Origin of the sequence: Saccharibacillus sp. CPCC 101409, assembly GCF_030518235.1 — a bacterium.
GTDB lineage: Bacteria > Bacillota > Bacilli > Paenibacillales > Paenibacillaceae > Saccharibacillus.
Window position 1 is genome coordinate 1 of sequence record NZ_JAULSA010000003.1, and the last position, 12,811, is coordinate 12,811.

Genomic DNA, 12,811 nt, shown 5'->3' on the forward strand with positions numbered 1-12,811 from the left:
GGCTTGGCCCCTCCCGCGACCGGACTTTCACCGGCTAGAAAAAGAGTGCTTGGCTGGGCACGCTGCTTCCGATGTGACTTTCTTCGAAAGTCTTTAACTCCTCCACGAACATCCCCTTCCCTCCGCATTCATTTTCCAGGCTGCTGCACACATGGCCAAGCCGCCCACCCCTAAAAGCCGCCGCCAACCGGGCGGCCTCGGGGGTAGGGAGGGGAGAGAAGAAGGGCCCGGCTTGAGATATGCCGGGCCCTTCTTCTTCGTTTTGAAAAGCTTAGGGTGCCGCCCCTGGCGAGCACAGTGAATTTAAAAAAGCAATATTAGTTTTCCTGAGGTCCTGTCTCCCTCAACGCTGCATCGGCAGTTTCCCGTTGCCTTCATTGTCGTTACGACCGGGGATGCCGCTTTGGAGGAGCCGGATATGGAAAGCGAATTCGAAGAGACCGACGATCACGACGGCGTTGGCGAGCAGTTTGAGGCCGATTTTATTCACTTGCTTTCCTCCTCTGTTGTCGATTCGTGGTGGGTTTCGCTCCGGATCGGTCCCGGGAACCGTTTCCGGCAATCGGGCGAAAAACAAAACCGGTTCGGGGCCGGGAAAGCGAATGAGAAAAGAAGTGTAGAAGTATGGCAGATTTCTTGACAGAAGAAGCATTCAGTTCCGAACGTTCCTTTTACGGAAACGTGAATTCGTTCGTCATTTATTTGACTTTAAAAAATGGGGCTGGTACACTGTTATTGCTGCGTTAAAGCAGCATAAGGATCGCTCTCCGGCTTTTTTCGTCCTTTTTTCACTCGACTAAAGGATAGGGAAAAGCGTCGAAGAGCCGTTTCCGCTCGTCCGTTAGCACGCTTCTCCGCCGGTATTTTCCACTGACGAAATTCCTGCCGGGATAGAGGACGGACGACCAATACAAAGGTGCAAAGGCACCCACGGAGGAATGTACAATGGCAACGGTAGTCGTAGTGGGAACGCAGTGGGGAGACGAAGGCAAAGGCAAAATCACGGATTATCTGGCGGAAGGCGCCGACGTGGTCGCTCGCTATCAGGGCGGCAACAACGCGGGCCATACCATTTTGATCGAAGGCAAAAAATATAAACTCACGATGGTGCCGTCGGGCATTTTCTATCAAGATAAAGCATGCGTGATCGGCAACGGGATGGTCATCAACCCCAAAGCGCTGATCGACGAGATTAATTATATTCACGACAACGATTTTACAACCAAGAACCTGTCTATCAGCGACCGCGCGCATATCATTCTTCCGTATCATATGGTGCTGGACGCGCTGGAAGAAGAACGTAAAGGACCGAACAAGATCGGGACGACCGGCAAAGGGATCGGGCCGTGCTATATGGACAAAGCGGCGCGCACCGGCATCCGCATGTCCGACCTGATGGACGCCGAGGAATTCGAGCTCAAGCTGCGCCATCTGGTCAAAGAAAAGAACCATATCATCGAGCAGGTCTACGGCGGTACGCCGGTGGACGTCGAAGAAATTCTGAAGAGCTATCTGGAATATGCGGAAGTGCTGCGTCCTTACGTCAAAGATACGTCGGTCGTGCTGAACGATTATATCGACGAGGATAAAAAAGTGCTGTTCGAAGGCGCGCAGGGCGTCATGCTCGATATCGACCAGGGCACGTATCCGTTCGTCACTTCGTCCAACCCGTCCGCGGGCGGCGTATGCATCGGTTCGGGCGTGGGCCCGGCGAGAATCCAGCAGGTAATCGGCGTCGCCAAAGCGTACACGACCCGCGTCGGCGACGGTCCGTTCCCGACCGAGCTGCACGACGCGATCGGCGACACCATCCGCGAAACGGGGCACGAATACGGCACCGTAACGGGCCGTCCGCGCCGCGTGGGCTGGTTCGACACCGTCGTGGTGCGCCACGCCAGACGCGTCAGCGGCATCACCGGCTTGTCGCTCAACTCGCTCGACGTGCTGACGGGGCTGGAAACGGTCAAGATCTGCACGGGTTATAAGCTGCGCGGCGAAGTCATCAACCACTATCCGGCGAGCCTCAAACTGCTGTCGGAATGCGAAGCGGTGTACGAGGAAATGCCGGGCTGGCACGAAGACATCACGGGTGCCAAGACGCTCGACGATCTGCCGGAAACGACCCGCAATTACGTCAACCGCGTCAGCGAACTGACCGGGATTCCGATCGCCATCTTCTCGGTCGGCCGCAACCGCGAGCAGACGAATCCGGTTCTGCCGATTTACGTATAAGTCCGCGTCGAAGCGAAAGCGGCGGGCGGGATGTCACATCTTGTTCGTATAAAAAGAGAGTTAGCTACGTTCAAACCCGCGCCCCGCGCGGGTTTTTCTCATTTTGTCAAAGTTGAAAATTTCTTCGTGGGTGTGGTAAAGTAGACAAGGGTTGAAAAGGTTAAGATTTTGTTACTATTTCCCCCCGTAAGTTTGCAAGGCAAAGGAGAAGATCATGGAGAGTCAAAGCAGCAGCGGCCCGAGCGAAAATGTATCCCTGGAGCAGTCGGACACTCAACCGGAGATGCGTCGGCCGGGCACATTCACAGCGGGAACCAGAGGGCCGAACCGGGCGCGCAAATGGGCGGCGGGCATCCTCGGAAGCGTGGCGCTTGCGGGCGGACTGACGTTTGCCGGGTTCCGATATATCGAAGATCATACTACGGTTTATTATACGGTTTATTCGGGCGACGAAGCGGTCGGCACGATCGCGGACAAACAGCAGCTCGCCGACTTGATTGCGAAGAAACAGCGGGAGTTTTCCAAAAAATATCCGGACGCGGACATGAAGCTGTACGCGGACGGTTTTCGCGCGGAAGCGGCCGAGGGCTATAAAGCCGAGCCGGCCACGCAGGCGACGCTGGACAAGCTGGACGGCATGATCAAAGCGTACGCCACCGGCGTCGAGCTGCTCGTGGACGGACAGGCGATCGGGATCGTGAAGGATGAAGACACCGCCAAGAAGCTGATCGATAAAGTCGAGAAATCCTACATAGAAAAAGGAACGCAGACGTCGAACGCCGTCAAAAAACTGGCTTCGACCGGCGCGTCCTCTTCTTCCGCGGAGGGTTCGGCGTCGAAGCTGGAATCGATCAAAGTCAATGAAAAAGTCTCGTACGCCGATACCAAAACGTCGCCGGATCGCATCTTGACCGAGGCCAAAGCCTACGACCTGCTCAAGAACGGCGAAGAAAAACCGGTGACTTACACCGTTGCGGAAGGCGATACGGTCAGCTCGATCGCGGCCAGGTTCGAGATTACCCAGGACGAGATCTATGCCAACAACGCGGATATCGAAGAATTCACGCTCCAGATCGGCCAGAAACTGCGCATTACGCTGCCCGATCCGGCCATTACCGTGACGACGGTCGAATCCGTATCGGAACAAATGCCGACCGCGGCCGAGATCGAGATCCGCCACAGTTCGGAAATGTACGTCGGCAAGCGCATGGTGATCTCCAAAGGCCGCAAAGGCGTGAAAGAAGTCAATTACCGGCTGACCAAAGAAAACGGCGAGATCGTGCGCGAAGAATGGATCGGCCAGGAAGTGGTCAAGAAATCTTCCCCGATGATCGTTGTCAAAGGCACCAAAGCCAAACCGGTCGAAAAGCCCGTCGTCGAAATCGAAGAAAAAACGCTGGAGACTTCCTTGTCCGCGGCTTCGTCGCCTGAATCGTCGACGCCGAGCGAAAGCTCGGATTCCGAGCAGCAGGAGCCGGTATCGTCCAGCGGCAGCGGATTCGGCTGGCCGGTCGGCGGCGCGTCCATCTCCAGCACCTTCGGCACGAGATGGGGTAAACTGCACGCCGGCGTCGACCTGACCGGATCGTCGAATATCATGGCGTCCGCTCCCGGCACCGTTACCTACGCCGGCCAGATGAACGGCTACGGCAACATCATCATCGTCAGCCACGGCGACGGCTTCGAAACGCGCTACGGCCACCTGAGCAGCATCGGCGTGAGCGTCGGCCAATCCGTTTCCCGCGGCGAGTCGATCGGCGTGATGGGCAATACCGGCCGTTCCACCGGCACGCATCTGCACTTCGAGATCCGCCATAACGGCAGCCCCGAGAATCCTTTGTCTTATCTGCCTTGATTATCGCGCGGCTGAACCACCCAGCCGCTGCTTTTCCCGCCTCCAATCATTAAAGCGCCGCCGGTATGAGCCGGCGGCCGCCATGTCGAGAAGTTCGAAGCGCAGAAAAGTCTCAGGGGCAGAGGGGGAGTTTGTGTAGGAGCGATAGCGTTCGCCTTTGAAATCGGGAAGCCGCCGCTTAAATCTCATCACAGCTTCCCGATTTCAACACGCGACCGAAGCAAACTCCCCCGGCGCCCCTCACCGACTTTTCTAAACAGCGCCTCTTCACGACATTCCGCGCCGCCGGGTTTATTCCCGGCGGCGCTTTTTCCCGTCGCCTATGGTAAAATAACGAAGATATCCCCGCATCAAAACGGGGGAGTCGAAGCAGGGGGGCTGAAAGAAATGCAGGGCAAAATCCTGGTTGTCGACGACGAACAGCCGATTGCGGATATATTGAAATTCAATCTCGAAAAAGAAGGCTACGAAGTCACCTGCGCGTTCGACGGCATCCGCGCGGTGGAGCTGGCGCTCAGCGAGCCGCCGGACCTGATTCTGCTCGACCTGATGCTGCCGGGCAAAGACGGCATGGACGTCTGCCGCGAAGTGCGGGCCAAGCTGGCCGTGCCGATCATCATGCTGACCGCCAAAGACGGCGAGATCGACAAAGTGCTCGGCCTGGAACTCGGCGCGGACGATTACGTCACCAAGCCGTTCAGCACGCGCGAGCTGCTGGCGCGGGTCAAAGCGCAGATGCGCAGACACCAGCCGGGCGCGTCGCTGCATCCGGGCGCGGAAGTCCAGCGTCAGGGACTGGCCGTGGACGACCTTTTTATCGATACGGATATGTACGCGGTGTACAAGAACGGCGAGCCGCTCGACCTGACGCACCGCGAATACGAGCTCGTTTATTATATGGCGAAGAACGCCGGGCGGGTCATGACCCGCGAACATCTGCTGCAGGCCGTCTGGGGCTTCGAATACTTCGGCGACGTGCGCACCGTGGACGTGACGATCCGGCGGCTGCGCGAGAAGATCGAAGACGATCCGAGCAAGCCGGAATATATCCTCACCCGGCGCGGCCTCGGCTATATGATGCGTTCCAACAAGCCGGGAGGATTTTGACAGATGCTGCGCAAAGCGCCGTTTTTCCGTTCGGTGCAGGCGAAGCTGATTATCGTGTACATGCTGCTGATCCTGATCGCGATGCAGCTGATCGGCGTGTACTTCGTCAGCGCGATGAAGACGTCGCTGACGAACAACTTTACGAACGACCTCAAAGAGCAGGCGGAGCTCTTATCCGTCCTGGCCGGACAGAACTGGACGGGCAGCGGAGAAGCGGCCGAAGACAAGACCGCGAGCCTGCGCACGCTGGTCGACAACTTCTCCAGCATGAGCAGCGGCGAGATCCAGGTGCTCGACGTCAGCGGGCGCGTGCTGATCACTTCGCTGTCCTCGCACGCGGACCTGGTGAACAGCAAGAATACGCAGACCGTCGTCAGCCGCGCGCTGCAGGGGATCGACGATAACGAAGAATACATTATCGACGAAGACAACCTGCGCAAGAAAGTCGTCGCCAAGCCGGTGTTCAGCGGCGAGAAGATCGTCGGCGCGATCTATATCGTCGCTTCGATGCAGGGGCTGTACGATACGATGCAGCGGATCAACAATATTTTCATCTCCGGCGTGCTGATCGCGCTCGGGCTGACGGCCGTGCTGGGCGTCATCCTGGCGCACACGGTCACGCAGCCGATCAAGGAAATGACCAAACGGGCGACCGCGGTCGCCGAAGGGCGCTTTCACGTCCGCATGCCGGTATTCGGCAGCGACGAGATCGGGCAGCTCGGCGAAGCGTTCAACCATATGACGAGCCGGCTGCAGGGCGTATTGTCGCTCAACGAAGAGGAGAAGGAGAAGCTGGCCTCCATCTTGACCAATATGAGCGACGGCGTGATCGCCGCCGACGAAGGGGGTTCGGTCATCCTGGTCAACCGGGTGGCCAGCGCCATGCTCGGGATGCGGGAAGCCGAGATTATCGGCCGCAGCATCTCGGATCTGCTCGAGCTGCCGGAGGAGGACGAGGAACTGGTCGACGCCGGGCTGCGCAGCATTATTCTCGGCGGCAGCGGCGGCACGCCGGATGCGCCCGCGGCGCCGGGCGGGCGCGAGGACCTGACGATCCGGGCGACGCTCAGCCCGATCCACCGCCGCGAAGGCGGAGCGGAAGTGGGCGTCAGCGGCACGATCGCCGTCCTGCAGGACATCACCGAGCAGGAACGGCTCGATACGCTGCGGCGCGAGTTCGTGGCGAACGTGTCGCACGAGCTGCGCACGCCGCTCACGACGATCAAGAGCTATACCGAAGCGCTCGAAGACGGCGCGCTGGACGACCGCGAAGTGTCCGGACGCTTCGTCGGCGTCATCCAGAACGAGACCGAGCGCATGATCCGGCTGGTCACGGACCTGCTCCAGCTCTCGCGCATGGATTCCAAGGAGACGGCGGTGCGGCACAAGCGCACCGACCTGTTCGAGCTGATCGAGGAGGTCGCGGAGCGCTTCGCGTTCCCGATGCGCCGCAAAGGCATCTCGATCTCGCTGGAAGCTTCGCCGGAACTCGGCGCTTACGTCGGCATCGATCGCGACCAGATCGACCAGGTGCTGGACAATGTGGTCTCGAACGCGATGAAGTACACGACCGAAGGCGGCCGCGTGACGCTGGACGCTTATCCGCTGGAGAGCGGCGACCGCTTCGCGGTCGTCGTATCGGATACCGGTATCGGCATCCCGAAAGAAGAACTCGGCCGGATCTTCGAGCGTTTCTACCGGGTCGACAAAGCGCGCTCGCGCGGCATGGGCGGCACGGGCCTGGGGCTTGCGATCGCGCGCGAGATCGTGCAGGCGCACGGCGGCGAGATCTATATCGAATCCGACTTGGGGCAGGGCACGGTCGTGACCTTCACGCTGCCGGCCTATGCGGAAGGAGGCGGCGCCTAGATGAAGGAACGGCTCAAAACGGCGGCGCTGACCCTGCTGGTCGCCGTCAGTCTGGTGCAGAGCTATCTGCTGATCTACCGGCTGCCCGGCACGGGCCCGGTGGCCGTCTCGTCGGCGGGCTACGTCCGCACCGACGAGATGGGCGAGCAGAAAAGCGTCGAGGATACGCTGTATCCCGACCGGATGGTTATCCATATGGGCAAAGACAGGCATACGGTCTTCTATCCCGATTCCGCTTTTTACAAACTGATCTATGCGCGTATCCAGGCGCGGGACTTCGCGGCGTTCCAGGTGCAGCCGTCCGGCGGCACGGACTGGGAGAAGATCGCCGAGAACAACTCCGGCATCGAGCTGTCGTTCGGCACCGGGCTGCCCGTGCCGCTGCTGCAGAAAACGATGCGGCTGGCGGCCGATCCCGCGTTCGAGACGACGAGCATCGACCGCATCTGGATCTATACGGGCAGCGGCGACGAGAAGCCGCGGGCGTTCTTCTTCAGCTCGAACGGCAAAGACGTGTACGAAGCGACGCAGATCGACCTGACCGTGCAGGACGTGCTTCAGCACGTGGCGTTCGGCGCGGAATGGACGCCGTATACGGCGCTCAAGAAGCATACGCTGTATATCCCGTCCAAGCCGATCGTGCTGGCCGAAGCGGTGCTGGACACCGCCTCGTTTACAAGCGACCAGATGCAGCGCAATCTGTTCGCCGATCCGGCGGTGACGCGCAATATCCACGAGCAGGACGGCTCGGATATCTATACCGACAGCAAGCGCAGCCTCCAGGTGGAGGACGAAGGACGCTGGATGACGTACACCGACCCGGCGGCGGTGCCGGCGATTCGCGCGGACGCTACGGAAAGCGTCCTGTCCGCGGTGGACTTCATCAACCAGCACGGCGGCTGGAACGGCAGCTACCGCGCGGTGCTGCCGTCCGGCGAGTCGAAGCTGGACGACGACCTGAATCTGCGCTTCCAGCAGTATTACGGCTCGCTGCCGATTCTCGGCAGCGGCACCGTGCGCTACGGCTATATGAACCTGATTCTCCAGCAGGGCACCGTCTCGTTCTACGAACGTTCCCTGATGGAAACGACGGAAGAAAGCGAGCAGGGACCGCAGTACACGCTGTCCGGCGGACAGGAGCTGATCGACCGGATCGCCAAAGTCGAAGAAGTGCACGGGCTTAAAGTCGTTAGTTTGTATCCGGCGTACACGCCGCGCATGAACGGCGAGACGCTGCGGCTCGTGCCGGGCTGGGCCGCCGAAATGTCGGACGGCACGACCGTCACGTTCAATTGACGCGCGGGCCGCGCGGCTTCGCCGCGAAGGGCCCGGCTGCTTCGGCGGCGGAGGAAGCGTAGCGGCGGCGGGATTCTTGAGCCGGCCGGCATACGGCCGAAAGGAGGAATCGGGACTTGGATTGGGGAAGAGCCAAAAACGTATTGATCTATGCGTTTCTGCTGCTGAATCTGGTGCTCGGCTATCAGCTGTGGACCGATGCGCGCGAGCAGCAGGGCGTCAGCCTCGGGTTCGATTCGCTGAGCGAAAGCACGCAGCGGGCGATGGAAGACAAGAATATCCAGGTGCTGACCTCCGTGCCGGGCGATACGCCGAGCCTGCCGAAGATTTCGTACCGGTACGCCGGCGCCGCGCCGGAAGAACCGGTGCCGCTGAAAGCGTCCGCCGACAGCAAGCTGATCTTCGCGCCGGGCGACCTGGCTTCGGCGCTGAAAGCGGAGATTCCGAATATCGGCGACTACAGCTACGACGCGTTCGGAGGCGGGGACGGCTCGTTCACGCTGCACCCGCTGTTCGAGCAGCGCTGGCCGCTGTTCAACGTTAACCTGGAACTTTTTTATACCGATCAGAAGATTACCGCTTACCGCGGCGCGCCGGTCGTGATCGAAGATGCCGGCGGCGGCGCGGAAGTGCTTCCGGCGCAGAAAGCGCTCGGCACGCTGATCGAAAACTATCTGCCCGAAGGCTCGGTGGTCAAAGATATCGCGCTGGGCTTCTACGGCCAGACGTTCGATTCCGAGACGCAGGTCGCGGCGCCGGTATGGCGCTTTACGATCGAAAGCGAAGCGGCATACAGCGTCTATTATGTACAGGGCGCAAGCGGAGACGTCATCAGTCCCTGAAGCAGCGAGAGAGAAGGAGAGAGCAATGGGTATGGGAATGCGTTTTACCGTATTGTCCAGCGGCTCGACGGGCAACGCCACGGTGGTGGAGCTCGGCGATACGTCGCTGCTGGTCGATGCGGGGCTTAGCGCCAAGCGGCTGGAAGAGCTGTTTCGCGAGCGCGAGGTGTCGCCCGAGCATTTGAGCGGCATCCTGATCACGCACGAGCACTCGGACCATATCAAAGGTCTGGGCGCGATCGCGCGCAAGTATCATCTGCCGGTCTACGCCAACGCGAACACCTGGGAAGCGATGGAGAAGCATGTGGGCAAGATCGAACCGGAGCAGCGCAGGATTCTGGAAACGGGAGCGGCGATAGATTTCGGCTCGCTGCGCGCGGTTTCTTTCGGGATTTCGCACGACGCGGCGGAGCCGGTCGGCTACACGTTCGACGACGGCGCGCACAAGCTGAGCCTGGCGACGGACCTCGGGTATATGAGCGACAAAGTCAAAGAGTCGATTATCGATTCCGACGTGCTGGTGCTGGAGTCCAACCACGATATCGAGATGCTGCGAATGGGCCGGTATCCGTGGAATATCAAGCGGCGCATCCTGAGCGATATCGGCCATTTGTCCAATGTGGCGGCGGGCGAAGCGCTGGGCGATCTGCTCAACGGACGGCTCAAGCGGACGTATCTGGCGCATCTCAGCCGCGACCACAATATGATGGAGATCGCGAAAATGACGGTGCGCTGCTCGATGGAGGACTGCGGCGTATTCTTCAAGGACAGCGAATTCCAGCTGCGCGATACGCACTGGAATATGCCGACGCCGTGGGACGAAGTGGGAAGCAAAGACTGAACTTGAACCCGCGGAGTCGCCGGGCGGCAAATCGGTTTAATGGATAACAGCAAATCGGGACCGGAGCAAAGCCGGAAGCGATGCAGAGAGAAGGGTGAGTATGAGCCTGTTTGACGACGAATATTACGGCGGCGGAAGCAGAGGCTTCAGCGGAGGCGGGAGACGTTCCAGCCGCCGGCGCGGCCGATCGGGCGGGTACCGCCGCTCCGGCGCGGGCACCGGCACGATCGTATTGAGCGCGCTGCTGGCTTCGCTGCTCACCGCGCTGCTGCTGGGCGGCGCGTTCGCTGTCTTTGTGCTGCCGAAGCTCGGCGGAACGTCATCTTCGGCGGGACTCGGCTCGACTTCGGCCCTGGCGTCCGGCGATCCGTACGACCGGCTGATCCAGGCCGCGGCGTCCGTGCGGCCGTCGGTCGTCAGCGTCGTCAATCACCGCACCGCGGGCGATACGACGCTGCAGGGAGCGGCGCTGGGTTCCGGCGTTATTTTCAAAAAAGACGGCGGAAAAGCTTACGTGATTACCAACAACCACGTCGTCGCGGGCGCTAAAGAACTGGAGACGGTGCTGATCGACGGAACCAGCCTCAAAGCCAAGCTGGTCGGTTCGGATACGATTACGGACGTGGCCGTGCTGGAGATCGACAGCGCCAAAGTCGGCGTTGTGGCGCAGATCGGCGACTCCGACAAACTGCGGCTCGGCGAGACGGTGATCGCGCTCGGCAATCCGCTCGGACTCGGCGACACGCTCACCTCGGGCATCGTCAGCTATCCGAAGCGCGTCATGCCGGTATCGCTCAACGAAGACGGCGTCTACGACTGGGAGCAGCAGGTGATCCAGACCGACGCCGCGATCAACGAAGGCAACAGCGGCGGCGCGCTGGTCGATCTGGACGGCCGCCTGATCGGCATCAACACGATGAAGATCGCCGACACCGGCGTCGAAGGCATCGGGTTCGCGATTCCGGTCAACCAGGTAATGGCGACGGCGGGCGAGCTGCTGACAAGCGGCAAGATCAGCCGGCCGTATCTCGGCGTGTATTCGCTCGACCTGAACAACCCGTACTCGCCGATGGACGAAGACCAGGTGGACAGCCTGAAGCTGCCCGGCAGCGTGACCAAAGGCGTCGTCGTGCTGGAATCGCTCGGCCCGGCCAAAGACGCGGGCATCGAGCTCAACGACGTGATCGTCGGCTTCGACGGCCAGAGCATCGACTCCACGCTTATGCTGCGCAAATACCTCTACGGCAAAAAGCAGATCGGCGATAAGATGACCATCAGCTACTATCGGGACGGCAAGAAGCAGAGCGTCAGCGTTACGCTCGGCGAACGTCCGGAGCAGGGCGAAGAGTAAGCCCGGCCGCTCGGCGGCCTTTTTCAAACCAATAAATCGAACAATCGGGAGTGTCGTTCATGTACTGTGTCTGCAAACAACATATCGAGAAAGCGCTGGAGGACTTCGTCGACGAATACGAAGACGCGCCGGACCTCGTGAATCTCAAAGAAACCGAATTCTCCGACTGGGACCCGCCCGTCCAGTGCGCGCACTGCGAACAGCCGGCGGAAGTGCTGGTCGTCTGACCTTCGCCCGAGCCGGGCATCCATTCGAAGCACCCGATCGCCCCGCCGGCCCGGACTTTGTTAAATGATCGTTATCCGATATCCGACCGGCAACCGGCGGAAGTGAAAGGGAGCCTTGAACCGATGAATCCGCTTTATGGCTATGGGCTGACAGCCCTCGTTCTACTGGCTTTCCTGGTCAGCTATCTGCGCGACAAACGGCGAATCCGCGTCGGCATGCTGCTGACGTTCGGACTGCTGCTTCTTGCTTTTTCGCTGATGATCAGCCTGATCCGGGTCGCCGACGATAACAATACGGTCATGTACGCCGCCGCGTTCGGAGCGCTCGCGTTTGTCGTGCTGCTGCCGCTGCTGGTGGTCGGCGCGGGCGCGGGACTGATCTACAACGCGCGCATCCTCTGGCGCAAAGAAGGCTTTAGGCCGAAAAACCTGCTCACGCTGGGTCTCGGCCTGCTGATCTTTGCGTACCTGGGACTGCTGATGACTTCTTCGCTGTGGACGGACCGTGAGGAGCTGGCGCTGCCGGTCGGCTTTATGACGGTGGTCACCGGTTACTTCGGCTTTGTTTTTCTGTGCTACCTCGTATCGTGCGTGCTGTACAATCTGGTGCGCCCGCGGCCGCCGCGCGACTATATCGTGGTGCTCGGCGCGGGGCTCAAAGGCGATAAAGTGACGCCGCTGCTCGCCGGACGGCTGAAGCGCGGCATCGACTTTTACAGGAAGCAGGAAGCCGTGCCGTACATACCGCCCGTGTTCGTCGTATCCGGCGGGAAAGGTTCGGACGAGATCATCTCGGAAGCGGCCGCCATGCGCAATTATTTGCTGGAGCAGGGTATTCCCGGCGAGCAGATTCGCATGGAGGACCAATCGGTCAACACGCTGCAGAATATGGCTTTTTCCAAAAAGATCATGGATGCGGAAAGCGGCGAAGGAAAGTATACGGCCGTGTTCGCGACCAACAACTTCCACCTGTTCCGGGCCGGCGTGTACGCGCGCAAAGCGGGGCTGAAAGCGGACGGAATCGGTTCGAAAACCGCTTTTTATTATCTGCCGAATGCCTTCATCCGCGAGTATATCGCCATTTTGTCCATGTACCGCAGATGGCATATGACGTTTCTCGGCGGGATTGCGCTGATGTTCGTCCTGATCGTGCTGGCGATCTGGTGGACGAATCGTTCGCTCGGCGGATAA

11 protein-coding genes are annotated in these 12,811 nt (G+C 60.1%); 10 read left to right on the plus strand and 1 reads right to left on the minus strand.

The genetic code is table 11. The annotated features are described in order from the left end of the window. Window positions 1-343 precede the first annotated feature (343 nt). Complete coding sequence (locus QWJ34_RS07880; protein ID WP_302726749.1) at window positions 344-490, minus strand: hypothetical protein; 147 nt, start codon at window positions 488-490, stop codon at window positions 344-346. A 455-nt stretch (window positions 491-945) separates the two neighbouring features. Between QWJ34_RS07880 and QWJ34_RS07885 the strand changes: the two genes are divergently transcribed. From QWJ34_RS07885 to QWJ34_RS07930, 10 genes are all read left to right on the plus strand, one after another. Beyond that, window positions 946-2,232 (plus strand): adenylosuccinate synthase, encoded by a 1,287-nt coding sequence (locus QWJ34_RS07885; RefSeq protein ID WP_302726751.1) that lies wholly within the window; start codon window positions 946-948, stop codon window positions 2,230-2,232. 214 nt (window positions 2,233-2,446) lie between these two features. Next, entirely contained in the window at window positions 2,447-4,087 is a 1,641-nt protein-coding gene (locus tag QWJ34_RS07890) for a M23 family metallopeptidase (RefSeq protein ID WP_302726752.1), read from the plus strand. A gap of 387 nt (window positions 4,088-4,474) precedes the next feature. Continuing rightward, complete coding sequence (yycF, locus tag QWJ34_RS07895) at window positions 4,475-5,194, plus strand: response regulator YycF (protein ID WP_302726753.1); 720 nt, start codon at window positions 4,475-4,477, stop codon at window positions 5,192-5,194. Between the two features lie 3 nt (window positions 5,195-5,197). After that, the gene (gene walK / locus QWJ34_RS07900) at window positions 5,198-7,063 is read left to right on the plus strand and encodes a cell wall metabolism sensor histidine kinase WalK (protein ID WP_483314252.1); all 1,866 of its coding nucleotides are present in this window, start codon (window positions 5,198-5,200) and stop codon (window positions 7,061-7,063) included. Then, the gene (locus tag QWJ34_RS07905; protein WP_302726754.1) at window positions 7,064-8,359 is read left to right on the plus strand and encodes a YycH family regulatory protein; all 1,296 of its coding nucleotides are present in this window, start codon (window positions 7,064-7,066) and stop codon (window positions 8,357-8,359) included. It abuts the gene before it with no gap. A 116-nt stretch (window positions 8,360-8,475) separates the two neighbouring features. Then, complete coding sequence (gene yycI / locus QWJ34_RS07910; protein ID WP_302726755.1) at window positions 8,476-9,201, plus strand: two-component system regulatory protein YycI; 726 nt, start codon at window positions 8,476-8,478, stop codon at window positions 9,199-9,201. A 31-nt stretch (window positions 9,202-9,232) separates the two neighbouring features. Then, complete coding sequence (locus QWJ34_RS07915; RefSeq protein ID WP_302727498.1) at window positions 9,233-10,042, plus strand: MBL fold metallo-hydrolase; 810 nt, start codon at window positions 9,233-9,235, stop codon at window positions 10,040-10,042. 100 nt (window positions 10,043-10,142) lie between these two features. Further along, window positions 10,143-11,393 (plus strand): S1C family serine protease, encoded by a 1,251-nt coding sequence (locus QWJ34_RS07920; RefSeq protein WP_302726757.1) that lies wholly within the window; start codon window positions 10,143-10,145, stop codon window positions 11,391-11,393. 59 nt (window positions 11,394-11,452) lie between these two features. Then, window positions 11,453-11,620 (plus strand): CxxH/CxxC protein, encoded by a 168-nt coding sequence (locus QWJ34_RS07925; RefSeq protein WP_302726758.1) that lies wholly within the window; start codon window positions 11,453-11,455, stop codon window positions 11,618-11,620. A 123-nt stretch (window positions 11,621-11,743) separates the two neighbouring features. Beyond that, a complete protein-coding gene (locus QWJ34_RS07930; RefSeq protein WP_302726759.1) occupies window positions 11,744-12,811 on the plus strand; it encodes a YdcF family protein in 1,068 nt (355 codons plus the stop codon).